The organism is Chryseobacterium sp. HNCC26DJ239 (genome assembly GCF_057180445.1).
Window position 1 is genome coordinate 33,039 of record NZ_JBXUGJ010000001.1, and the last position, 22,107, is coordinate 55,145.

At 33.0% G+C, this 22,107-nt stretch carries 26 protein-coding genes; 11 read left to right on the top strand and 15 right to left on the bottom strand.

Translation table 11 applies throughout. From position 1 onward, the window contains the following. Positions 1-22: 22 nt before the first annotated feature. The 6 genes from AC2A1D_RS00175 to AC2A1D_RS00200 all read right to left on the bottom strand — a co-directional run bounded on the left by AC2A1D_RS00175 (position 23) and on the right by AC2A1D_RS00200 (position 5,883). Entirely contained in the window at positions 23-682 is a 660-nt protein-coding gene (locus tag AC2A1D_RS00175; RefSeq protein WP_484041649.1) for a YggS family pyridoxal phosphate-dependent enzyme, read from the bottom strand. Positions 683-773: 91 nt separating this feature from the next. Further along, positions 774-1,643, bottom strand: a complete 870-nt coding sequence (locus AC2A1D_RS00180) for a polysaccharide deacetylase family protein (protein WP_484041650.1) — start codon at positions 1,641-1,643, stop codon at positions 774-776. Between the two features lie 101 nt (positions 1,644-1,744). Continuing rightward, positions 1,745-4,375 carry a copper-transporting P-type ATPase gene (locus tag AC2A1D_RS00185; protein WP_484041651.1) on the bottom strand — a complete coding sequence of 877 codons (2,631 nt, stop codon included), beginning with the start codon at positions 4,373-4,375 and terminating at the stop codon, positions 1,745-1,747. A 110-nt stretch (positions 4,376-4,485) separates the two neighbouring features. After that, the gene (locus AC2A1D_RS00190; RefSeq protein WP_484041652.1) at positions 4,486-5,046 is read right to left on the bottom strand and encodes a helix-turn-helix domain-containing protein; all 561 of its coding nucleotides are present in this window, start codon (positions 5,044-5,046) and stop codon (positions 4,486-4,488) included. Beyond that, positions 5,047-5,445 carry an acyl-CoA thioesterase gene (locus AC2A1D_RS00195; protein ID WP_484041653.1) on the bottom strand — a complete coding sequence of 133 codons (399 nt, stop codon included), beginning with the start codon at positions 5,443-5,445 and terminating at the stop codon, positions 5,047-5,049. 24 nt (positions 5,446-5,469) lie between these two features. Beyond that, a complete protein-coding gene (locus tag AC2A1D_RS00200) occupies positions 5,470-5,883 on the bottom strand; it encodes a DUF6157 family protein (protein ID WP_484041654.1) in 414 nt (137 codons plus the stop codon). Between the two features lie 254 nt (positions 5,884-6,137). Here AC2A1D_RS00200 and AC2A1D_RS00205 point away from each other — a divergent pair, with 254 nt between their 5' ends. Beyond that, positions 6,138-6,512 (top strand): RNA recognition motif domain-containing protein, encoded by a 375-nt coding sequence (locus AC2A1D_RS00205; RefSeq protein WP_484041655.1) that lies wholly within the window; start codon positions 6,138-6,140, stop codon positions 6,510-6,512. Positions 6,513-6,574: 62 nt separating this feature from the next. Here AC2A1D_RS00205 and AC2A1D_RS00210 read toward each other — a convergent pair whose 3' ends face one another. Further along, a complete protein-coding gene (locus AC2A1D_RS00210; protein WP_484041656.1) occupies positions 6,575-7,039 on the bottom strand; it encodes a BlaI/MecI/CopY family transcriptional regulator in 465 nt (154 codons plus the stop codon). A 6-nt stretch (positions 7,040-7,045) separates the two neighbouring features. Further along, positions 7,046-7,648 (bottom strand): phosphatase PAP2 family protein, encoded by a 603-nt coding sequence (locus tag AC2A1D_RS00215; protein ID WP_484041657.1) that lies wholly within the window; start codon positions 7,646-7,648, stop codon positions 7,046-7,048. Positions 7,649-7,774: 126 nt separating this feature from the next. Between AC2A1D_RS00215 and pdhA the strand changes: the two genes are divergently transcribed. The 3 genes from pdhA to AC2A1D_RS00230 all read left to right on the top strand — a co-directional run bounded on the left by pdhA (position 7,775) and on the right by AC2A1D_RS00230 (position 11,824). Next, positions 7,775-8,779, top strand: a complete 1,005-nt coding sequence (gene pdhA / locus AC2A1D_RS00220; RefSeq protein ID WP_484041658.1) for a pyruvate dehydrogenase (acetyl-transferring) E1 component subunit alpha — start codon at positions 7,775-7,777, stop codon at positions 8,777-8,779. Between the two features lie 80 nt (positions 8,780-8,859). Then, positions 8,860-10,449, top strand: a complete 1,590-nt coding sequence (locus AC2A1D_RS00225) for a dihydrolipoamide acetyltransferase family protein (protein WP_484041659.1) — start codon at positions 8,860-8,862, stop codon at positions 10,447-10,449. A 130-nt stretch (positions 10,450-10,579) separates the two neighbouring features. Further along, positions 10,580-11,824, top strand: a complete 1,245-nt coding sequence (locus AC2A1D_RS00230) for a PQQ-dependent sugar dehydrogenase (RefSeq protein ID WP_484041660.1) — start codon at positions 10,580-10,582, stop codon at positions 11,822-11,824. Positions 11,825-11,850: 26 nt separating this feature from the next. Here the strand turns inward: AC2A1D_RS00230 and pncA are convergent, their stop codons facing one another. Further along, entirely contained in the window at positions 11,851-12,456 is a 606-nt protein-coding gene (gene pncA, locus AC2A1D_RS00235) for a bifunctional nicotinamidase/pyrazinamidase (protein WP_484041661.1), read from the bottom strand. Between the two features lie 158 nt (positions 12,457-12,614). On the opposite strand from pncA, the gene AC2A1D_RS00240 reads away from it, so the two are divergent. The 5 genes from AC2A1D_RS00240 to AC2A1D_RS00260 are packed head-to-tail and all read left to right on the top strand — an operon-like array spanning position 12,615 to position 15,163. Beyond that, the gene (locus AC2A1D_RS00240; protein WP_484041662.1) at positions 12,615-13,202 is read left to right on the top strand and encodes a hypothetical protein; all 588 of its coding nucleotides are present in this window, start codon (positions 12,615-12,617) and stop codon (positions 13,200-13,202) included. Beyond that, the gene (locus AC2A1D_RS00245; RefSeq protein ID WP_484041663.1) at positions 13,199-13,735 is read left to right on the top strand and encodes a YfiT family bacillithiol transferase; all 537 of its coding nucleotides are present in this window, start codon (positions 13,199-13,201) and stop codon (positions 13,733-13,735) included. The genes AC2A1D_RS00240 and AC2A1D_RS00245 overlap by 4 nt, the downstream gene beginning before the upstream one ends. After that, positions 13,729-14,190 carry a DUF1569 domain-containing protein gene (locus tag AC2A1D_RS00250; RefSeq protein WP_484041664.1) on the top strand — a complete coding sequence of 154 codons (462 nt, stop codon included), beginning with the start codon at positions 13,729-13,731 and terminating at the stop codon, positions 14,188-14,190. The genes AC2A1D_RS00245 and AC2A1D_RS00250 overlap by 7 nt, the downstream gene beginning before the upstream one ends. Then, on the top strand, positions 14,187-14,570 hold the full coding sequence (gene ytxJ, locus AC2A1D_RS00255) for a bacillithiol system redox-active protein YtxJ (RefSeq protein WP_484041665.1): 384 nt from the start codon (positions 14,187-14,189) through the stop codon (positions 14,568-14,570). Before AC2A1D_RS00250 ends, ytxJ begins: the two co-directional genes overlap by 4 nt. Before the next feature lie 2 nt (positions 14,571-14,572). Next, positions 14,573-15,163 (top strand): Crp/Fnr family transcriptional regulator, encoded by a 591-nt coding sequence (locus AC2A1D_RS00260; RefSeq protein WP_484041666.1) that lies wholly within the window; start codon positions 14,573-14,575, stop codon positions 15,161-15,163. A 53-nt stretch (positions 15,164-15,216) separates the two neighbouring features. Here the strand turns inward: AC2A1D_RS00260 and AC2A1D_RS00265 are convergent, their stop codons facing one another. Both AC2A1D_RS00265 and AC2A1D_RS00270 read right to left on the bottom strand, forming a co-directional pair. Beyond that, positions 15,217-15,561, bottom strand: a complete 345-nt coding sequence (locus AC2A1D_RS00265; RefSeq protein ID WP_484041667.1) for a hypothetical protein — start codon at positions 15,559-15,561, stop codon at positions 15,217-15,219. Between the two features lie 38 nt (positions 15,562-15,599). Continuing rightward, positions 15,600-16,106: a pyridoxamine 5'-phosphate oxidase family protein gene (locus AC2A1D_RS00270; protein ID WP_484041668.1), complete on the bottom strand. Its 507-nt coding sequence runs from the start codon at positions 16,104-16,106 to the stop codon at positions 15,600-15,602. 305 nt (positions 16,107-16,411) lie between these two features. Here AC2A1D_RS00270 and AC2A1D_RS00275 point away from each other — a divergent pair, with 305 nt between their 5' ends. Then, a complete protein-coding gene (locus AC2A1D_RS00275) occupies positions 16,412-17,047 on the top strand; it encodes a Crp/Fnr family transcriptional regulator (protein ID WP_484041669.1) in 636 nt (211 codons plus the stop codon). On the opposite strand, the gene AC2A1D_RS00280 is transcribed toward AC2A1D_RS00275, so the two are convergent. Then, positions 17,044-17,643 carry a Crp/Fnr family transcriptional regulator gene (locus AC2A1D_RS00280; RefSeq protein ID WP_484041670.1) on the bottom strand — a complete coding sequence of 200 codons (600 nt, stop codon included), beginning with the start codon at positions 17,641-17,643 and terminating at the stop codon, positions 17,044-17,046. The genes AC2A1D_RS00275 and AC2A1D_RS00280 overlap by 4 nt on opposite strands. Positions 17,644-17,909: 266 nt before the next feature. On the opposite strand from AC2A1D_RS00280, the gene AC2A1D_RS00285 reads away from it, so the two are divergent. Further along, positions 17,910-18,254 carry a helix-turn-helix transcriptional regulator gene (locus AC2A1D_RS00285; RefSeq protein WP_484041671.1) on the top strand — a complete coding sequence of 115 codons (345 nt, stop codon included), beginning with the start codon at positions 17,910-17,912 and terminating at the stop codon, positions 18,252-18,254. A 6-nt stretch (positions 18,255-18,260) separates the two neighbouring features. Here the strand turns inward: AC2A1D_RS00285 and pdeM are convergent, their stop codons facing one another. The 3 genes from pdeM to AC2A1D_RS00300 form a co-directional block, all read right to left on the bottom strand. Next, positions 18,261-18,905, bottom strand: a complete 645-nt coding sequence (pdeM, locus tag AC2A1D_RS00290; protein WP_484041672.1) for a ligase-associated DNA damage response endonuclease PdeM — start codon at positions 18,903-18,905, stop codon at positions 18,261-18,263. A 98-nt stretch (positions 18,906-19,003) separates the two neighbouring features. Continuing rightward, positions 19,004-20,368 carry a T9SS type A sorting domain-containing protein gene (locus tag AC2A1D_RS00295; RefSeq protein ID WP_484041673.1) on the bottom strand — a complete coding sequence of 455 codons (1,365 nt, stop codon included), beginning with the start codon at positions 20,366-20,368 and terminating at the stop codon, positions 19,004-19,006. A 338-nt stretch (positions 20,369-20,706) separates the two neighbouring features. Beyond that, positions 20,707-22,029: a tetratricopeptide repeat protein gene (locus tag AC2A1D_RS00300; protein ID WP_484041674.1), complete on the bottom strand. Its 1,323-nt coding sequence runs from the start codon at positions 22,027-22,029 to the stop codon at positions 20,707-20,709. Positions 22,030-22,107 lie beyond the last annotated feature (78 nt).

Genomic DNA, 22,107 nt, shown 5'->3' on the forward strand with positions numbered 1-22,107 from the left:
TCAAAAGAGTAAAGATTATGAATTATTTTGAATAATCTCTTCTTCCGAAAATCGCAGAACCTACACGTACAGAATTGGCGCCACAATCAATAGCAATAGGAAAATCATCACTCATTCCCATAGAAAGTGTTTGTAATTCTTTTACGGAATTTAGTTCGTCGAAAAGATTTTTTAAAATTGAAAACTCAGATTTTATTTGGGTTTCGTTTTCCGTAAAAGTTGCCATTCCCATTAAACCTGTAATTTCAACATTAGGAAATTCACTATTGATAAATTTTTCAAAAATAGCTTTAGCTTCTTCAATTTCTAACCCAAATTTAGAATCTTCCTCAGCGATTTTCACCTGAAGTAAAACTTTAATTTTGCGTTCATGTTTTGCCGCTTCTTTATTGATTTCCTTCAAAAGTTTTTCAGAATCCACACTTTGTATCGTATCAATAAACTCAGCAATATATTTTACCTTATTGGTTTGTAGATGCCCAATTAAATGCCACTGAATATCTTTCGGAAGTAGGGGATATTTCTCTGTAAGTTCCTGCACTTTATTTTCGCCAAAAACCCTTTGTCCAAAATCGTAAACCTCCTGAATTGCAGAAGCGGGATGCGTTTTCGAAACCGCAACCAATTGTACATTCTCCGGAAGTTGACTTTTAATATGTTTGTAATTGTCCTGTAAACTCATAATTGCAAATTTCTGAATTTTAAAGCCAAAAAACGAATGATTTTTAAAATTAAAGTCCCCAAAACTGTAATAACAATTCTGAGGATTTTTTTTAATTCAAAATATCATTAATTTTAGGATAATCTGAAATTTTTCTAAATACAAAACGATTCGATTTTTGAAGCTGGTCTATAAACAAATCTAGTTCTCGAAGCGAATTTTCGTCAACAAGATATTGGTCGTGCGTAAGCAAAACCAAATGCTTCGAAGTTTTTTCTAAATCATTAAAAAATATGCTGTCTACACGTTTTAACATGACTTTATGGTCGTCTTTCAGAGTCATTTTCTTAGTAGGTTTCCATTCCAAGTCCCAACCAACCAAAGTGTAGCCTGCTTTTTTTAAACTATTGGCTGCTTCAGTAGAAGATTTAAGATCTGTCACTTCAATATCATTCAAACGCCAAATATTTCGACCTGGAGTTCTTGCGATATTTCCTGAAAGTCTCAAACTATCTTTGGCACGATTAAAATCTTTTACGACAAGATCAGGGTTTTTATAAAATTCAGCATATTGATTTTTAGCATGTTCGTAACTATGATTTGCTAATTCAATTAAAGTATCATTTTTTAAATCGTCTAAATCTTGTCTTTGCTTTTTGCTGTCGGAAGCGTGTCTACCTACCAAAAAAGCAGTAGCGTAAACCTTTCTTTTTCTTAAAACTTGCAGAAGATTTTGAGTTCCGCGATTGGGACCATCATCAAAAGTGAGATAAATAACCCTTTTTCCTTCGGGAACTTCTTTACTTTTTGCCAGATGTACTTTTGCGACGGGAGGCTTTTTCGCAACAGTATTTTTACTGCTAATTTTTTCTTTTTCTGTGTTGGAATTACATCCCGTAAATAAAGTTGATGCTGCACTCATCACTGCAATCATCCCTAGAAAAGTCTTTTTTACAGACTTTTCCGCAAAAGTTTTGTTCATAAAAAGTAAATGGAATTAAAATGTTAATATAAGTTAATTTTTCTAAAATTTAGTTAACAAATTTAATGCCGAAATTTTTACTTTTCCCTTTTAGTTGAAAATTATTTTTCCATTTCTAGATTTACTGAATTTAAACGTAAAGAATTTAAAATTACAGAAAGTGAGCTGAAACTCATCGCTGCAGCTGCAATCATCGGGGAAAGTAAAATTCCAAAGAAAGGGTAGAGCAATCCTGCCGCGATGGGCACGCCTAAAACATTATAAACAAAGGCAAAAAACAAGTTTTCTTTAATGTTTTTCACTAATTTTTCACTAAGTAATTTAGCTTTTGCAACTCCTAAAATATCACCTTTTAACAATGTAATTTCTGCGCTTTCAATTGCGGCATCGGTTCCGGTTCCCATTGCAATTCCAATGTTGGCTTGTGCAAGAGCAGGAGAGTCGTTGATTCCGTCTCCGGTCATTGCAACGATTTTTCCTTGTTGTTGAAGCTTTTTCACTTCATTCAGTTTGTCTTCAGGAAGACAATTCGCTTTAAAATGTAGGATTCCCAATTCATCTGCGACAGCTTTTGCGGTGTTCTCGTTATCACCGGTCATCATAATAACATCAACACCTTCATTCATTAATTGTTGAACCGCTTTTTTAGAACTTTCCTTTATTTTATCGGTAAAACTGATGAATCCTAAAACTTCATTTTCCTGTGCAACGTAAGAAATTGTGTGTGCTTTTGCCTGGATTTCTGCAACTTTTTGTTTTAAATCTTCAGAAATTGTAATCTGATTTGAAACCAATAAGTTTTCATTTCCTAAATAAACAATTTTTCCGTTGATTATTCCTTTCACGCCTTTTCCAGAAATATTTTCAAAGTTTTGAACTTTTTCAGGGGAAAGATTTTCTTCTTTTGCTTTTTTGATGACAGCATTCGACAAAGGATGCTCCGAATTTTGATTTAATGAATACGCCAAACTTAGAATCTGATTTGAATTAGAACTTAGCGTTTCAATATGTTCAACCGAAGGTTTACCCTCCGTTAAAGTTCCTGTTTTATCGGTAATTAAAACGTTTACTTTATTCATTTCTTCAAGAGCTTCGGCATTTTTTATTAAAATACCATTTTTAGCGCCTTTCCCAATTCCCACCATTAAAGACATCGGCGTTGCAAGACCAAGCGCACACGGACAAGCCACAATTAAAACCGCAACTGCATTCACAAAAGCAAATAAGGTTTTCTGACCTTGCGGACCGAAAAACTGCCACAAAAAGAACGTTAAAACCGCAATTGCAATGACTGTTGGAACGAAAACTTTCGACACTTTATCTGTTAATTTTTGAATGGGCGCTTTACTTCGGCTGGCTTCGTTTACCATTTTAATAATTTGCGAAAGCAGGGTTTCATCGCCTACTTTTTCAGCTTTCATAATGAAAGTTTGATTTCCATTAATCGTTCCGGAAGTTACTTTATCATCTGTATTTTTTTCGACAGGAATCGGTTCTCCCGTAATCATGCTTTCATCAACCACAGAATTTCCTTCGGTAATTTTACCATCAACAGGAATTTTCTCACCCGGTTTTACTCTTAGAAAATCTCCAATTTTCACTTGTGAAAGCAAAACTTTTTTTTCTTCACCATTTATAATAAGATTAGCTTCGTCGGGAGACAAATTCATTAATTCTCGAATAGCATTTCCCGTTTTTTTATGCGCTGCAGCTTCCATCAATTGCCCAAGAATCACCAAAGTTAAAATCACGCAAACAGCTTCAAAATACAGAGGAATTTCATTTCCGTGACCTCTAATTTCATGAGGAATTATTTCAGGGAAACTCAATGCTACAATACTAAAAATAAATGCTGCTGCAACTCCTAAAACAACTAAACTGAACATATTTAAGTTCCAGGTTTTAAAGGAAACCCAACCTCTTTTCATTAAAAACCATCCTGAATAAAATAGTACAGGAACCGTTAAAATCAATTCAAATACCCCTTGAATTTGATGCGAAAAAGGAAAGTCAAACAACATTCCGCCCATAGAAAGTATAAAAACCGGAATGGTAAATGCTAAAGAAATAATAAATTTCTTCTTTAAAATTTGAAACGTTTCATCTTCAGCATCGTCCTCTTTATCGGGCATTCGAACCAAATCCATTCCGCAAATCGGGCAATCTCCTGGTTCATCACGAATAATTTCAGGATGCATCGGACAAGTATATTGCGCCGTCTTTTTCTCTGGATATTTTACCAAATCCATCCCACAAACAGGACAACCCACATTAGAATCGTACACTTTATCGCCTTCACAAAACATGGGACAATAATATTTTCCAGCCATTTCATCGGTAACTTTTGGAGCATCGTGATGATGGTGTGAATGTTGCGCAGAATTTTTTACTAAATCTTCTGTGATAGGCTCCAAATGCATGTGACAAACAGGGCAATCGTCTTTTTCATCGTAAATTTTATCGCTTTCGCAAAACATCGGGCAATAATATTTCCCGACATTGTCTTTGAAGTTCTCCGGAAGATTGGTTTTAGAAAATTGAGGTTTGTAATTAGGGTCTTTTTCAAGCTTTTCCTCGATCGGAACCAAGTACATATTACAAACCGGACATCTTTTGCCTTGTTGAAAGTAGACTTTTTCTCCTTCACATTCCATGGGACAATAATAAACCGATGACGGTGAAATTCTTTCGCTTGGATGCGGTTTTTTATGATAATGCTCGTGATTTTCCATTGTTTTGATTTTATACTACAAATTTCATCAAAGCAAATGAAAAACCGTTATATATTTAAGGAGAATGTTTATAGAATTCTGATGTAATGAAAGGATTTTACACGTAAAATTTAAATTTTGTCTAATGCTTTTCGATGATGAACTTTTAATTTTTTGAATTCGGTTGGCGTAAAACCTGTGATTGTTTTAAACTGCGTAGATAAATGCTGAACACTTTTGTAGCCCAGTTTTCCGGCGATTTCGGTGAGCGTAAATTCGTTGTAAAGAAGAAGTTCTTTCACTTTTTCAATCTTTTGCAAGATGAAAAACTGTTCTAAAGTAATGTTTTCACTCTGGCTGAAAGTTTTTGAAAGCAAACTGTAATCTTTATGCAATTTTGAACTTAAAAAATCTGAGAAAAGAAAATTTTCAGAAATATCTAAATCGGATATTTTTTTGATAATTAAGTTTTTAATCTTTTCAATTAATTGATGAGCTGTATCTTTAATTCTTTCGAAATCATTTTCAATTAAAGCTTTTTCAATTGAATTTAATTGCTCTTGAGAAAGATTTTGTTCGGTTTCAACTTCTCCTAAGACAATAGATTGCAAAGGAATTTTAGCACCATCAAAAATAGCCTGAACAGCAGAAATACATCTGCCGCAAACCATATTTTTTACGAAAATTTTCATTTACTCTTCTTTAGATTTCAGTCTGTCTTTTACAAACTCAACTTTAGTTTTTCCGTGAGGCGTGGGATTTCCGTGCTCATCAAGGTTTACCATTACAATTCTATCGACGGTAATGATGGTTTGACGGGTCATTTTATTTCGCACTTCACACGCCAAAGTAAGCGATGTAGAACCGAAATTCGTCACTTCAATACCAATTTCGATAATATCTCCCTGTTTTGCAGAACTTACAAAATTGATTTCTGAAATAAACTTCGTTACAATTTTTTTATTTTCAAGCTGAATGACTGCATATAAAGCAGCTTCTTCATCAATCCACTGCAATAATCTGCCTCCAAAAAGTGATTGATTAGGATTTAAGTCTTCGGGTTTTACCCATTTTCTGGTGTGATAATTCATAAGTTTTACAAGTTATAGATGAATTTACGATTTTTTAGACCGCATAGCTTTTACTTTTTTGATAGATTCTAATGTGGTAAAACCTTTATATTCTTCAGATTCTAAAGGAAAAAGAGCAATTTTACCATCTTCATTATGATGAATTCCAAAGCCATATCTTTTTGCCAATGCAGAAGAACGCATACAAGCTTGTCCTTTAGAGAAAAACTTTTGCCTTTCTTCATTTTTTTCGCTTTCAGATAAATTATTTCTAATAAAATAGGTTTGAAAAATAACCTCGTCTGAAGTAAATTTGTAAGGATTTTTACTAATCATTTCGTATTGAATTTCCGCAACCGTAGCCACACTTTTTCTAGGCGGAGTCTCTGCTCTCGAAACCGGGCAATCTTCTGCAACCTCGATAAATGCGTTGTAATAATTGGTTGTGTGAATTTTCATGAGATTAAAACAAATACCTTCCGAAGGTACAAAAAAACCAAGAAAAAAAATAGTTTGTGAATCTTTCAAAAAAATCTATTTTAAGAATTAATAAATAATTTTTTAAGATTTTTTTAAATAATTAAAAAAACTGTTGGTTTTGAAATTAATAATTGTATCTTGCACCCGTTTATATTTGGAATCAATATTTTGTTCATTACCCTATGTTGTTTTTCTTTTATATACCAAATCTTTACTAATTTAATTTTTTTACAATGAACATTTTTGTTTCAAACATCAACTATGCAACTCAAGAGCACGAGTTACAAGATTTATTTTCAGAATTTGGAGAGGTTTCTTCAGCGAAAATTATTACAGACAAAGAAACTGGTAGATCTAGAGGTTTCGGTTTTGTTGAAATGGGTGACGAAGAAGGAAAGCAAGCTATCGAGGCATTAAATCAAAAAGAATTTAACGGAAAAGCGTTAAATGTATCAGAAGCTAAGCCAAGAGAAGAGAAACCAAGAAGAAGTTTTGATAACAACAGAAGCGGTGGCTACGGAAACAACAATCGTGGTGGCGGTTATGGAAATAATAGAGGCGGAGGAAACTACGGAAGTGGAAACGACCGTGGCGGAAAACGTTGGTAAAATTTAAAGCGGCTTTTAAGCCGCTTTTTTTATGTCTATTCTAAAAATTAAGGAGAAAAAAATTATTTTTTCTTCTTTTTCTTTTCCTTATCTTTTTTCTTGTCTTTTTTAGGATTCAGAATTTCTTCTGCAATGTGAAGTTTTGGCTCTTTAATTTTTGTTGGTTTAATTTCGATTTTTAAATCAAAATGCTCACGCAGATCTTCTTTCTGAAGCAAATTCTCTCTAAATAAAAATTCTAAAATATCTTTTCCTGAGTTATCAAAAAAATTAGCAGCAACTTCTTTCAAAAGAAAATTTCTATAATCTTCCATAGGAACTGCAACGCTATATTTAAAGATACGACCTTCTTTTTCTGTAGTAAGATACCCTTTTTCCACTAAAATTTTAAGATAAGTAGAAACGGTATTCTGGTGTGGCTTTGGTTCTGGATGTTGCTCCATTACATCTTTAAGGTAAAATGAATTAAGTGACCAGAAAAGTTTCATCAAATTTTCTTCTGCAGCGGTAAGGTGGTTAATTTTCATAAAAATTTAGTTCCTAAATTGAATATCGCAATAAAGATAAAGAAAAGAAACCAAAAAAGCTATAAAAGCGCCTAAAATAACCTCTTTCGGAGTATGTCTCTTAAGAATTATACGTGTAACTCCCACAAGAATCGCAATAAAAAGCCACACAATACCCATGTAGGTATCAAAGCTAAAAAATAAAGCAGCAACAAATATATTGAAAGCGGTATGCATTGAGCTTTTGATAAAATAATTACTAATCTGTAAAGCCAAGAGAAGAATTAAAATAAAGAGCATCACAAAATCAAAACTACCATATTTTATATAAGTAAAAGCAAGATAGAGCAGGACGCATATTCCTATAAATATATACAAAGTTTTTCTTTGCACACGGTTAGAAACATCCATATTTGTATATCTACCTGTCTTTACATGATACACAATCCAAAAGATTACAGGTAAAATTACAATTCCCAAAATTGGAAGAAAATGTTGTAAAGCCTCTTTAATATTATACTTTTGAATACTCATATAAATAAAAAATATAATTAATGAAATGAGAGGATTAAAGAAATCTGAAATTATTCTTGAGACTTTGTGCAGTAATGAAGGCTGTTTTTCTTCCATTTTTAAATTTGATAATGTAAATATAACACTATAAGCAAAAAAACAATTCATCTCAATGTAATAAAAACGAAGATTTTTTTATATTTTTGCTCAACTATTTTGTAATAAATAAGCAAAAGCTAACGCATGAAGGAATTTTCTAAAGAAGTATACCTGAAGTGGTATGAAGATATGACTATGTGGAGAAGGTTTGAAGACAAATGCCGTTCTCTATATCTAAAACAAAAAATCAGAGGTTTTTTACATTTGTATAACGGCCAGGAAGCTATCCCTGCTGGTTTTACTCATGCAATGGATTTAACTAAAGACAGTATGATTACTGCTTACAGATGCCACATCCATCCAATGGCAATGGGAGTAGACCCAAAAAGAATCATGGCAGAACTTTGTGGTAAAGCTACAGGTACTTCAGGAGGTATGGGTGGTTCTATGCACATTTTCAGTAAAGAACACAGATTTTACGGTGGTCACGGTATTGTAGGAGGTCAAATTCCTTTGGGAGCCGGTATTGCTTTTGCAGATAAATATTTTGACAGACAAGCAGTAAATATCTGTTTCTTCGGAGACGGTGCCGCAAGACAAGGTTCTCTTCACGAAACTTTCAACATGGCAATGAACTGGAAACTTCCGGTAATCTTCGTTGTTGAAAACAACCAGTACGCAATGGGTACTTCTGTAAAAAGAACTGCAAACCATGAAGATATCTACAAACTAGGTCTTGGATACGAAATGCCATGTCTAGCTGTTGATGCAATGGACCCAGAAAAAGTAGCTGAAGCTGCTTATGAGGCAATCGAAAGAGCAAGAAGAGGAGATGGACCAACTTTCATTGAAGCAAGAACTTACCGTTTCAGAGGTCACTCTATGTCGGATGCTGAACCTTACAGATCTAAAGAAGAAGTTGCTATCGCTAAAAACGATGATCCAATCGAATTGATTAAATCAAGAATTTTAGCAAACAACTGGGCTACAGAAACAGAATTAGAAGCTTTGGATAACAAATCAAGAGATTTCGTAGAAGAATGTATCGAGTTTATGGAAAACTCTCCATATCCAGATGCAGAGAAAGTTTACGAATACGTTTACGCTCAAGAAGATTATCCGTTCTTAGATAAAATAGAAAATCAATAAACTTAAATTAATTTGAAATTTGAATTTGAGTTTCCCTAATCTCAAATCTCGAATCTCAAATCTCAAATCAATATTAAATTATGGCAGAAGTAATTACAATGCCACGTCTTTCTGATACAATGACGGAAGGAAAAGTGGCTAAATGGCATAAAAAAGTAGGAGATCAGGTAAAAGAAGGAGATATCTTAGCTGAAATCGAAACCGATAAAGCAGTACAGGATTTTGAATCTGAACTTCAAGGAACTCTTTTATATGTAGGTGTTGAAGAAGGTAATGCAGCAGCAGTAGACACTGTTTTGGCAATTATCGGAAATGCAGGAGAAGACATTTCAGGTTTAATTGGTGGAGCAGCCGCTCCCTCAAACAACGCTTCTGAACCAACAAAAGAAGCACAACCTGAAACTCAAAACGCAACTGAAGAAGCTTCTGCCGAAGTTCCTGCAGGTGTGGAAGTAATCACAATGCCTAGACTTTCTGATACAATGACGGAAGGTAAAGTGGCTAAGTGGCACAAAAATGTTGGAGATGTAGTAAAAGAGGGAGACCTTTTAGCTGAAATCGAAACTGATAAAGCGGTACAAGATTTCGAATCTGAATTCAACGGTGTTTTATTAAAGCAAGGTGTAGAAGAAGGTGCTGCAGCTCCTGTAGATACTGTTTTAGCAATTATTGGCCCAGAAGGCACTGATGTTTCTGGAGTTGGTGCTCCTAAAGCGGCTAAATCTGCAGACAAACCAGCTGAACAACAAGCAGCAAAAGTTGAAGAAAAAGCAGCTCCTCTAGCAAATTCTTCATCAGACAGAGTAGCAATCTCTCCTTTAGCTAAAAAAATGGCTCAAGAAAAAGGTGTAGATATCAATACTATTCAAGGTTCTGGAGAAAACGGAAGAATCGTTAAAAAAGATATTGAAAATTATCAACCATCAGCAAAACCAGCTTCAGCTCCTGTAGCAACTGCAGCGGCACAAGTAGCAGTAAGTTTTGTACAAGGTGAAGATACAGAAACTCAAAACTCTCAGGTAAGAAACGTGATTGCAAAACGTCTTTCTGAAAGTAAATTCTCTGCTCCTCACTACTATTTGATGGTAGAAATCAATATGGATAAAGCAATTGAGGCGAGAAAAGAAATCAATTCTTTACCAGACACTAAAGTTTCTTTCAACGATATGATTATTAAGGCAACTGCAATTGCTTTAAGAAAACATCCGCAAGTAAACTCAAGCTGGGCAGGAGACAAAATTATCCACAGAGGAAACATCAACATTGGTGTAGCAGTAGCAATTCCTGACGGATTGGTAGTTCCTGTACTTAAAAATACAGACCAAATGTCTTACTCGCAGATTTCTGCTTCAGTAAAAGATATGGCTGGAAGAGCGAAAAACAAAGGTCTTAAGGCAAACGAAATGGAAGGTTCTACATTCTCTATTTCAAACTTAGGAATGTTCGGTATTGAAACTTTTACAAGTATCATCAACCAACCGAATGCTGCCATTCTTTCAGTAGGTGCTATTATTGAGAAACCAGTAGTTAAAAACGGTCAAATCGTAGTAGGAAATACAATGAAACTATCTTTGGCATGTGACCATAGAGTAGTAGACGGTGCAACAGGTGCTGAATTCTTACAAACTTTAAGAACTTATTTAGAAAACCCATTATCTTTACTAGTATAATAACTTTTTAAATAAAAAATTTAATACCTCTCAAAAATTGAGAGGTATTTTTGTTTTTGTGTTAAAAGAAAATATGTAATGGCTTACATTTTGATACCTTTTATGTATCCAACACAAAATTTAATTGATTATGAAATGTAAGACCAACTATATTTTGGCTGTCTCCTTATTATTAGCACTCAGCTGTAATTCTGAAATAGAAAATCTACCACAACCAGAAGAAGAAGGACAAGAAGCTATCTATCCGCCGGTAGAAACTAATCCAGCAAACACTACCTACACACCTGCTTTCGCAGGACAAACTAGAGTAAATGGGGTAAAAACTGTAACACCGTACAATTTTATTGTCCTTACTTCTTCTTTATCATCACCTTGGGGAATTACTGCAATGCCCGATGGAAGACTGCTCATCACTCAAAAAAATGGAACAATGAGAATTGTAAGCTCTTCCGGTGCGGTGGGAAATCCAATTATAGGAATACCTTCGGTAAATTCATCAGGACAAGGAGGTCTTTTAGGATTATGTTTAGATCCTCAATTTAGTACAAACAGAATGGTTTATTGGGTATTTTCTGAAAATGCAACTACAGGCGGTACTGTAACTGCAGTTGCTAAAGGAAATCTATCTACCAACGAAACCACTATTGAAAACGCTTCGGTTATTTACCGAGCCAATCCTTCTTCTTCAGCAGGAAATCTACATTATGGTGGAAGAATATTATTCGATTCTTCTGGGAATCTTCTTGTAAGCTCTGGTGAAAGATCAGATCTTTCCACACGTCCTTTAGCACAATCTGTAAGTGCTGCGCTCGGAAAAATCATTAGAATTACCAAAAATGGCCAGCCAGCGGCAGGAAATCCAACATTCACGGGAAACGGCGCATTACCTGAGTTATACAGTATTGGGCACAGAAATCCACAAGGATTGGCTATTCATCCAACTACCAATGAGTTATGGCAAAGTGAACACGGTCCAAGAGGAGGCGATGAAATTAATAGAATAACTCCAGGAGCTAATTATGGATGGCCAACAATTACGTATGGAATTGAGTATAGTGGAGCAACTATCGGTGCGGGAATCCAACAGCAAACAGGAATGCAACAACCGATTTATTATTGGGATCCTGTAATTTCTCCTAGTGGAATGACATTTTACAAAGGAAATAATATACCAGAATGGCAGAATAATCTATTTATAGGCTCTTTAAGCGGAATGCATATTGCACGACTCGTAATTAAAGACAATAAAGTAACAGGGGAAGAAAGATTATTGGCAAACGAAAATCAAAGGTTTAGAGATATTACACAAGGTATAGATGGCAGTTTGTATGCTATTACAGATGCCGGAAGGCTTTATAAAATTTCTAAGCAATAAAAAAATCTCCATAATGGAGATTTTTTTTATCCTAAAATCGTAACACCTTTTTGAATCATTTCATAAATGGCATCTCTACCATTGTCTGGTTTTACATTTACAGCCTTGGTTCCGTTAAAGTGAACGCAAGTTACATATCCATTGGCAACTGCGTCTAATGCAGTAAACTTCACACAGTAATCTAAAGCTAGACCTACAATTTCAACCAATTGAATATCGTGATACTTTAAATAATCATCCAAACCTGTTTTCATGAAATGATTATTATCTTGAAAACCACTGTAGCTGTCAATTAAAGAATTGGTTCCTTTTTGTACGGTATGATTTACTTTTGAAATATTCAAATCAGGATGAAATTTTGCTCCATTACTACCCTGAACGCAATGATCTGGCCACATAAATTGCGGAACCCCATTCAAAATAATAGTTTCGCCAACATTTTTACCATTGTTAGACGCAAAACTTTTGTGGTCTGCAGGATGCCAATCTTGTGTAAGAACAATTTGGTCGTAATGATTTTCTTCCATTAAAAGATTAATGTACGGAATAATTTCTTTTGCTTCTGGTACAGCCAAAGCGCCTCCTTCACAAAAATCGTTCTGAACATCTACGATGATCAATGCTTTTTTCATATCTATTTTACTATTATTTTAAACTTAAAAAAAATAAGAATAGAGTGGTACCAATTACCTCAATATTCATCCCAAACTTACTTCTTTTTTGGTAAATTTACCGAAACTAAAACTCAAAAACCTGTCCATTTTAAAAATATCGGACAAATAGGCACTGTATGGAAAGCTTTACTATTAAACGTAGTTTTTATGATTCACGACCGCGATCGCTTATCGTTAATTCTGACGAAATTATTTACGAAAATACGAACCTTAAAAGCCAACCTTTTACAACTATAAAAAAAGAAGACATTGCGGGACTTCGCCATGGAATTGAATTTATTAAAGGTCTAGAATTTACCATTGGCCGCATTTATTATATTTTCATCAAAACTAAAAATGGAAAAGAACTGAAGATTGATTTTAAACTTTTCTATGGTATTGAACTTCAAAAAAAACACAATTTATATTGCAGTATTTTGAATGCTCTTTGGAATCATTATTTCTACAAGATGGCAGACAATTTTGTAAAAGAAGCCAAAGAAGGAAAAACCAATAAGATTTCTGGTGTTACATTTGATGATACAAAAATTGCTTTCGATAACTGTGAAATTATCTTAACAGATTTAGAAATAAAAAAATACCATCATTATTTCATATTGTATTCAAAGAATAATAACCATATCAATAAGATGCTTTATTATCTAAAGGATGGAGACGCTGTAATTTTATTATACATTTTAAAAAACCTTATCAAAAAAATATGAGTAATCTTGAATCTAAACGCTATCCCATTGGGAATTTTAACGAGCCACAAACAATTTCCGACACAGAACTAGACGAGTATATTAAAGTAATTAAAGATTTCCCTGGAAAGCTTAAAAATCTAGTAGAAAACTTTTCTGATGAGCAACTCGATACTCCTTATCGTGAAAAAGGATGGACTGTACGCCAATTGATTAACCATCTTGCAGACAGTCATGCCAATAGTTTTATAAGATTTAAACTTGCTCTTACTGAAGAAAATCCAGTTATAAAACCGTATGAAGAAGCAAAATGGGCTGAACTTCAAGATAGTATTTCGATTAATATAAAACCAGCTATGAGAATGCTGAAAGGAATTCACCAAAGATGGACTCACTTACTGAAATCGCTTACCAATAAGCAATTTGAACGCACATTTCATCATCCCGAAGTACAAAAAGATTATAATCTGAGAGTGTGCCTTGCTCTTTATGTTTGGCATTGTAACCATCATTTTGCACATATCGAAAATTTAAAGAAAGAAAAAGGTTGGTAAAAAAAAGCCTACACAACGATCTCGATTTTCAAGAAATTAAAGATAGAATCAGTAATCTTAAGCCCTCTTCCAAAAGAAAATGGGGCAAGATGAATGCTGCTCAAATGCTTATGCACTGTAGTCTTGTTTTGAATGTACCGATTGGAAAAACAAAATTACCCAAACCTTTTTTTGTTTTTCGATGGATAGGCGCTCTCACGAAATACGAAATGACGATATTCAACAACGGAATTCCGCATAATATGCCTACTTTTAAGAAACTTATTGTTACTTTTGATAGTGATTTTGAAAAAGCTCAAAAAGAACTTCTTCAAAGTCTCGATCGGTACAGAGAGTGTTATTTGCAAAAACAATTGCCAAAATCTCATTCTTTGTTCGGGAAAATGTCTCAAAAAGATTGGGGATTTTTAGAATATAAGCATCTTAATCACCATTTAAAACAATTTAGCGCATGAGTTTATTCAATAAAATATTCGGAGAAAAAAAGGAAGATGAAAGTTCTGGCAATACATCATTCTGGAAAGTGATAGAGAATGATAATGATCTTAAAGAAGCCATTAACCAATCTGAGAATACTAAAATTGCAATATTTAAACATTCTACGCGATGTTTCATAAGCAAAACTGTTTTGAAGAATTTTGAGAAAGAAGTATCTCAGAATCCCGATACAAACATAGTTTTTTATTTTTTAGATCTTATAAAATATAGGGATCTATCTAATAAAATAGCGGAAGATTTTAATGTAAGACATGAAAGTCCTCAATTAATTGTCTTTGAAAACGGAAAACCAATTACCGATGCTTCACATCAAAACATTTCTTTAAGCGTAATTTAAAAATGAGTAATATTCAGAACTATTTAGCCAATGTATTTGAGGTTCCTGCAGAAAAATTAAGTTTGTGCAGCATTCAGTACGAATCTAGGAAAATAAACAAACACGAATTTCTTTTGCAGCAAGGAGAGGTTTGTCATCATACTTTTTTCGTAGAAAAAGGTTTGCTAAGAATGTATTCTATTGATAAAAATGGTAAAGAGCACATTATTCAATTTGCGCCAGAAAATTGGCTAATTGGTGATAGAAGCAGTCTTTATTTTAATGAGAAATCTAATTATTACATAGAAGCAGTAGAAGATTCTGAAGTATTATTTTTAAAACCCGATTTCTTTAGTAAGTTGCTAGAAGAATTTCCCAATACGATCGAAAGAAATGATCTCATTATTCAAAAGCATGTAAAAAGTCTTCAAGACAGAATAAATTCTCTTCTTGGCGAGACGGCGGAAGAAAGATATATGAAATTCACAAAAATGTATCCAGATCTTTTATTGCGCGTCCCACAATGGATGATTGCTTCTTACCTAGGAATAACGCCCGAAAGTTTAAGCCGTGTACGTAAAGAGCTTGCCAGAAAGAATTTTATTACAGATTAAAAAACAAATCAAACTTTTTAAAGTTTGATTTGTTTTATGTTTTCATTTTAAAATTACTCAAAATTTAAACCTGTCATTACTTTATTTAAATATTCTTGCTCTCTCAAAACTTTTTCATAAGACTGTTTGGCGTAGACTGGACAGATCCTGTAATCTTCAGCAAATGTATCGAAGCCCTGATTTTCTACAAACCCCGAAAAATTTGATAAATATTCGGAAATGAAATGATCGATACGCTTTTTTCTTAATTCGCATACAGTGCTAGTTTTCATTCTTTGTAACGAATTCAATATAAAAGATTTATCTGCCCCAAAACTGATAATCTGAGAAACCAACGAGGTATTTTGTCGTGCAATTGCTTCCTGAATAACAGGTTTTGGCTCGTCTTCAAAAATCATGACTTTAGTATTTAAAAATTAGATCTTTTGGTTGTTTGCTAAAGATTAGCCGTTCCTTCTACACCATCAGAATTATCTGTTTTATTTCCACTAATGGCGGCTGCAACAAAATTCATGAGACTTACCAATTTTCCTGCTTTTGTATCCCAGTAATAAGTATTTTTAGGCTCTACTCTTATAATGCTTACATTAGGATCTTCTTTACCATCAAACCAAGCGTTGGCAAGAGGCGACCATTTATCTTCAATGGTAGATTTGTCTTTGTAAACAAACGCTTCACCGAAAACTGAAAGATATTCAGAGTTCGAATTATTCATAAAATAAAGCTGAACTCTATTATCTTCTTTAATTTCGAAATTTTTATTACTCGTATCACTACTTATAAACCATAAATTTCCAGTATCGTCGGTTTCCTGTAAAGTCATAGGTCTGGAATTATTTGGAAGACTTCCAAGGTCTGTACAAAACATACAAATTCTGGCACTTTCTGAAAGTTCTTTGATTTTTTTTACCGCATCATTTCGCGTAAGATTTTCTGTAGACATAATAATATTTTTTTGTGTGATTTTTTAATTAATTCAAAAAGCCGACCAATTTTATAAATTCAATGAATATTCAACGTAAAATTGATTAATTTATGTTCAAATCACAATTCATAAATAAAAATTGCTAATAAAATTAAATTATTATGATTACAATCATAATTCATTATAATACAGAGTAATATCTTAGCATTCTTAAACATAAAAACTTTGTTTAGTTATTTAATAAGTCTTTAATTCTATTCTTTATCAGGAATAGAATTTTTTTTGGCTTAAAATATGTAATGGTTTAATATAAATGTAAAATTATGGTAGATAATTTTCCGGTAGCAAAGACACTTAGCTGTATGAAAATTGATGAAATAATACTTCTGGAATTTGGGGCAGAAGCAAAAATTTATCATCAAAACGAATATATTTTTAAGGAAGATGAGAAACCCGCATTTTATTACCAAATCATAAGTGGTATGATTAAGGAAAATAATTATAATGAACTTGGCAACGAGTTTATACAAAATATTCTTGGAGAAGACCAAAGTTTCGGAGATTCCTTTTTATTCCTTAATAAAAACTACAATATTAACGCAATTGCACTAAGCGAATGTAAAATTTTGAAACTAAAAAAAAGCGATTTTTACAAAATGCTTGAAGAGAAACCAGAAATATCAATTGATACCAATAAATGCCTTTCTCAAAGACTTTATTTTAAGACCGCAATGATTCAGAATTTGGCATTTCCATTACCAGAAAAAAGGATTTTAGGACTCTTAGATTATCTAAAAAGCTTTCATAAAGATGATGAAAAATATTCTTTCAGAGTAAAACTTACACGTCAGCAGATTGCTGATTTAGTAGGTTTGCGCGTTGAAACTGTTATTAGAACTGCCAAAAAACTTGAGAAAAATAACCTTTTAAAGATAGAAGAACGTAAAATTTATTACTAATACCATATTTTTCTATTTTGAATTTTTACAACGCCATTTTTTTCCATGTTTTTGATTGCTCTTATTACAGTTTCTACACTTAGACCTGTAAAAGAAGCTAATTGTTGACGTGTAAGAGGTAATTGCAATAGGAAAGATTCTTCATACTGAGAAACCTGATTTTCTTTAAAAAGATCAAGAAAAATTTTAATTTTTACTTCTGGGCTCTGTATGGCGATTGTCTGCATCATAATCAGTTGGCTATGAATAAACTTAGCGCTGCATCTTAGAATTTCGCTGTAATAGCTAGGATTTTCATTCAATAAGGCTATAAAACATACTTTTGGAGTACGCAAAAGCTTCACTTTGGAAATTGTATACGCATTAATACTGTATCTTTTATCACAGAAAAGATAACTTTCTGCAATGCTGCAATTTTCACTTAGAATTGCATGTATAAATTCTTTACCGTTTTCTATATAGTTATTGAGTTTTACTTTACCTTCAATAATAAAGTAGTGAAAATTAGGAATATCATTCTCTGAAAAAATTCTTTCTCCGTCGTCATAAGATTTATATTCTGCTCCAAACGAAAGTAAAAGATCTTCACAAATCATAGGCTTTTTTTAGTAGTTTTTAAGTTTGTAAAGAAAAAATAATTTTGTTCATCTGTGAATTATTTAGATACCACATAAGTACCACAACAGCTAAATTCACCCCTTGTAAAGGGAGATGTACAGAACATTTGTGTGATTATAATCATAAAAAGATAAGTCTTTTTGGAACTATATTTGAAAACCACAATCAAAAAATTCGCAATTGCGAAATAATAACAACAGCTCATAAAGCTGTTTTTTTAACCCATAAAATAGGGAATTTTATAATGAATAGCACGAAAACCAACACTGAAGCAACAGTAGAAATAGAAGATAATTTTACAGAAAACGAAGAGATTATAAAACTAGCGAAAGAAAATTCTCCGAGACTTTTAAATGTATGCAAAACCGCCCATCCAATCTTTTTTGAGAGATTAAAAAATATCAATCAGAATCTGAAAAAATCCGAGCTTATATTTTGTATTTATTTAAAGCTAGATTTTACGACCAAAGAAATTGCAACTTTTATTTTTGTAACTCCTAAAGCCATTCAAAACAGAAAAAACAGGCTACGAAAAAAACTTAACATCGCTTCTGATGTCGATATTTACAAATGGTTTGCTGATCTTTAAGTCGATTTAAATTTCATATATTTCAGAATTTGTAAACACATAGAATCTTCCTTTTTGCGGAAGATTTTTTGTATCTAAACCCGTAAACTCGCTAAAAGCAGGAAGAAGAATTTGATTTTCTGATACTACGAAACAGGGAAGTACAATATTTTTCACAGCAGAATCTAAAACAAAACCAGGGTGAATATGTCCGGAAATCTGAAATTTGCTTTCGGAAGCTTCAAAATTATGCGTGAAAATTAAATCTTGAAATTCGAGCTTTGTTTCGCTAAAATCTAAGGAAAGTTTGGTCTTCAAAGACGAATTAATTTTATCGTGATTTCCTTCAATCAGAAGAAATTCAAGATCTTGATACTTGCTTTTCCAATCACAAAATGCTGTAACTTCAGAATTATCTCCGGCGTGGAGCAAATCGCCAACAAAAATTATTTTTTCAGGTTTAAAATAATCAATTAATAGGGAAAGTCGTTCCAAATCTTTTTCAAAAATAGTATTTGAAAGAGCAATTCCGTTTTTTCTAAAATGCGCCGTTTTACCGATATGAAGATCCGAAAGAACCAGCGCTTTTTGGTTTTCCCAAAACATTGCACGCCGATTGGTAAATGTAAATTCTTGGTTTTGAACGGTAATTTTTTTTGTCGCGATCTTCATAAACAGCTACTAATTTATTGTTTTATTTTCATATACAATAAAAAACAGAACCCCTAATTTAAGGATTCTGTTTATGTATTAAGTTTTATGAATGTTGTTTATTTTTTAAGAATTTTTTTTGTGATTTCAGATCCGTCATTGAACATTAAATTCAAGACATAAGAACCTGTTTTTAATGATCTTACATTTACTTTTTCAGCATCAAAATCCGGGGAAATTAACTGTCCAGAAATACTGTATACTGAAGCTTTAGTAATGTTTTTTGCACCTATTACATATACATAATCTGTCACGGGATTTGGGTAAAGTTTAATATTTTCTGTGTTAGATTTTACATCTCTTACCGCCAGTAGAGCAGAATCAAACGTTTTTACTTTCAAACCACCATCAGAATAAGCCAAAACAATTTTATTTGAAGAATCTACCGCCAAATCGTTATATGTTGCTGCACCGTCTGAAATTACATTGGTTCCCACTTTTGTCCAAGTATTAGACCCTGAATTATAGGTGTAAACAGAGTTTTTCCCATGGTTTGCATTCGAACTGTCCCAAACACTTGCCGCTGTATAAATAGAGCCATTTGGAGCTACTGCAATCGCTGTATAATTTACTACGGTATCAGAAAAATTAGCAGGCCCAACCTGTACCCAATTTGTTCCGTCGAATTTCTTAACATTTAGTTTTTTACCTTCTGCAGAAGAAGAAACATAAGAAATATATGGTGTATTGTTGCTATCTAAAGCAATATCAATAAAAGAACTGTCCGAAGAATATGCAGAAGCAGCGCTTACTCCCCCCACTAATGTCCAAGTATCGGTACTTGTTGCATTTGTAGCAATTTTATAGACTTTCAAACCACTTGCAATTTGAGCTACATAAATATTGTTATCAGAACCAATAACCATTTTTGCATACGTTGCACCTCCTGCAAAATTGGTGTTTCCTACCTGTTCCCAAACTCCGTTATTTAATCTTTTTACATTTCCAGAACCTTCAGAATTAAACGCAAAAAGCACGTCTGAAGAAGATATTGCAATCGCTTGATAATTAACAGTGTTTGAAGTTGGATTGGTTAAAGAAGACCAACCTCCGCCACTAAATTTTCTTACCTCCATTCCTGATCCGGGATATCCAACCTGATTGCTGTAATAGAGATTTCCAGCACTGTCTTGTGCAAGCGAACTGAAAGTAGCTGTACCGGTTGTAATTCCTGCAACACCACCTGCATAAGACCAAGAAGTACCATTGTATTGCTGTACAGATCCTTTTGCAACACTTACATCATAATAAGAAACAGAATAAGTTCCTGTGCTATTTGTAAGAAGATTAATATAACCTGCACCACCTGCAGATATTGTAGATGCGCTCCCAACATTCTGCCATTGTTGCTGTGCAGAAACTCCAGTCGTAGATAAAACAGTCGCAGAAGCCAAGACTAATTGTTTTAATAAGATAGATCTCACCGTCATAGTTTTAATGTTTTTTAAATTGTTAAAAAAAAGATTAAATAATCAATAAATATTAAATTGGTATGTACCTTAATTTTTTAATGATTAATGTCTTTACAAATCTAAAACAGAAACGAAGCAGGTGTTCTTTTTCTCTAGAAAATATAATTTATTTTGATACTCATCACATACTTTGATGGGCTAAAAAGAAGATTTCTAACCTTGTCTGAAATGCTGTTGCAGCAAAAAACATATACATTTTTAATATTTTGAATTTAGAAGTGCTTCAAAATACAAAACAATTCATGTTATATAATTGTTAAAATAAAATGAAATAATTATGAATATTGCAATTATATCTGATCGATATATTGGTAAATATCGACCTCTTGAGGAATTCCTAATTTTTTTCGCAACCGGTATTTTTTATTTTGAACTGTTCTGGTTTCAATAAAAGTAAATTTTGCAATTTCTTTTGTACTTAGTTTCAGTTTTAGAAGCGCACAAAACTCTCTTTCCGAAGGCTGCAAATCTGAATGACTCGCTGAAAGACTTGCCGCAAAATCAGGGAAAGCCAATTCAAAATTAATTAAAAAAGTAGGGTCATTTTTTTCTAAAAGCTCAATAAGTTGCTGTAAAACTTCCGATGATGGAGCATTTTTTTCTGTTTTAGCTTCCGAATCTTGATCCTGCAAAGACTTTCTTTTTCTGCTGAAATAATAAATTCCAAGCGCGCTAAAAACGCCCATTCCCAAGATAATATAAAGATAATAGGAAGACGAATTGTTCTGTTCCTTCTCTTTACTTAAAACCTTCTGCAAAGAATTGTACTTACTATTCATTATCTTCAAATCATAAGCTTCAGCTTTCATTCGATAAAACTCTGCGCTGTCGTCTTGATGGATCGCAGAATAAATTCTTTGTAAAGGAAGATAGATTTCATTTAAATTAAGATCGATTCCGTTGTCTTTATTTATTTTTAAAGCTTTTTGAAAATAATCAATCGCCAACTTAAAATCTTCTTTTTTCTCATAATAATTTCCTAAAACCGTGTAATTCGTCATCAAATTTCTGTCGTCTACATTTTTATTGGGCTGAATTGCCAAAGACTTATCTGCAAATATCTTTGCCGAATCAATATTCAATTGAAGGTAAATATTCGCAAGATTTGAATAATTTAAATACTGAAAGGCATTTCTTTTCTCTTGATCGACAATCTCCTCTCCATTTTTTATGACTTGAAAAATCTTTTTCGACGCTTGTCGTGGTTCTTTTTTATCTAAATAAATATTGGCAAAACTGCTTAGCACATTTGCTTTGGCAAAAAATACTTTTTCACTATTTTGATCTGCTTTTTCTAGCAATTCGTAAGCTTCATCAAGGTTTTCTATGGCTCGATCGGGTAGATTATTAATAGAGTAGGTCTCGGCAAGATATACATTTGCCATGGCTTCAAAATAAAAATCTCGATAATTAGAAGATACTTTTTTAAGAATTTCAGCTTGTACAATGAGGCTATCTGTAAGGTTTTTGCTGTAAAAATACCGACATTTTCTATCGATAATTTTCATTTCAATATTTGTGCTTTTCAACTTTCTTGAAAGCTCTAATAACTTCGGGAGTTCTTGGAAAGCCTTGTCGATATTGGTTTTGTAAAGTTTGGTATTTGCTTCCATTTTTTGGTCGAGTTGCGTTTCAGATATTGTATTCTGTGCAAAAGAGAAAACGCTCACAAACAAAAAACAGCCTGTAAA

Bases quoted from the DNA above. Each gene is read 5' to 3' on its own strand.
- AC2A1D_RS00175 (WP_484041649.1), bottom strand. From the start codon at position 682: ATGAGTTTACAGGACAATTACAAACATATTAAAAGTCAACTTCCGGAG.
- AC2A1D_RS00180 (WP_484041650.1), bottom strand. From the start codon at position 1,643: ATGAACAAAACTTTTGCGGAAAAGTCTGTAAAAAAGACTTTTCTAGGG.
- AC2A1D_RS00185 (WP_484041651.1), bottom strand. From the start codon at position 4,375: ATGGAAAATCACGAGCATTATCATAAAAAACCGCATCCAAGCGAAAGA.
- AC2A1D_RS00190 (WP_484041652.1), bottom strand. From the start codon at position 5,046: ATGAAAATTTTCGTAAAAAATATGGTTTGCGGCAGATGTATTTCTGCT.
- AC2A1D_RS00195 (WP_484041653.1), bottom strand. From the start codon at position 5,445: ATGAATTATCACACCAGAAAATGGGTAAAACCCGAAGACTTAAATCCT.
- AC2A1D_RS00200 (WP_484041654.1), bottom strand. From the start codon at position 5,883: ATGAAAATTCACACAACCAATTATTACAACGCATTTATCGAGGTTGCA.
- AC2A1D_RS00205 (WP_484041655.1), top strand. From the start codon at position 6,138: ATGAACATTTTTGTTTCAAACATCAACTATGCAACTCAAGAGCACGAG.
- AC2A1D_RS00210 (WP_484041656.1), bottom strand. From the start codon at position 7,039: ATGAAAATTAACCACCTTACCGCTGCAGAAGAAAATTTGATGAAACTT.
- AC2A1D_RS00215 (WP_484041657.1), bottom strand. From the start codon at position 7,648: ATGGAAGAAAAACAGCCTTCATTACTGCACAAAGTCTCAAGAATAATT.
- pdhA (WP_484041658.1), top strand. From the start codon at position 7,775: ATGAAGGAATTTTCTAAAGAAGTATACCTGAAGTGGTATGAAGATATG.
- AC2A1D_RS00225 (WP_484041659.1), top strand. From the start codon at position 8,860: ATGGCAGAAGTAATTACAATGCCACGTCTTTCTGATACAATGACGGAA.
- AC2A1D_RS00230 (WP_484041660.1), top strand. From the start codon at position 10,580: ATGAAATGTAAGACCAACTATATTTTGGCTGTCTCCTTATTATTAGCA.
- pncA (WP_484041661.1), bottom strand. From the start codon at position 12,456: ATGAAAAAAGCATTGATCATCGTAGATGTTCAGAACGATTTTTGTGAA.
- AC2A1D_RS00240 (WP_484041662.1), top strand. From the start codon at position 12,615: ATGGAAAGCTTTACTATTAAACGTAGTTTTTATGATTCACGACCGCGA.
- AC2A1D_RS00245 (WP_484041663.1), top strand. From the start codon at position 13,199: ATGAGTAATCTTGAATCTAAACGCTATCCCATTGGGAATTTTAACGAG.
- ytxJ (WP_484041665.1), top strand. From the start codon at position 14,187: ATGAGTTTATTCAATAAAATATTCGGAGAAAAAAAGGAAGATGAAAGT.
- AC2A1D_RS00260 (WP_484041666.1), top strand. From the start codon at position 14,573: ATGAGTAATATTCAGAACTATTTAGCCAATGTATTTGAGGTTCCTGCA.
- AC2A1D_RS00265 (WP_484041667.1), bottom strand. From the start codon at position 15,561: ATGATTTTTGAAGACGAGCCAAAACCTGTTATTCAGGAAGCAATTGCA.
- AC2A1D_RS00270 (WP_484041668.1), bottom strand. From the start codon at position 16,106: ATGTCTACAGAAAATCTTACGCGAAATGATGCGGTAAAAAAAATCAAA.
- AC2A1D_RS00275 (WP_484041669.1), top strand. From the start codon at position 16,412: ATGGTAGATAATTTTCCGGTAGCAAAGACACTTAGCTGTATGAAAATT.
- AC2A1D_RS00280 (WP_484041670.1), bottom strand. From the start codon at position 17,643: ATGATTTGTGAAGATCTTTTACTTTCGTTTGGAGCAGAATATAAATCT.
- AC2A1D_RS00285 (WP_484041671.1), top strand. From the start codon at position 17,910: ATGAATAGCACGAAAACCAACACTGAAGCAACAGTAGAAATAGAAGAT.
- pdeM (WP_484041672.1), bottom strand. From the start codon at position 18,905: ATGAAGATCGCGACAAAAAAAATTACCGTTCAAAACCAAGAATTTACA.
- AC2A1D_RS00300 (WP_484041674.1), bottom strand. From the start codon at position 22,029: ATGGAAGCAAATACCAAACTTTACAAAACCAATATCGACAAGGCTTTC.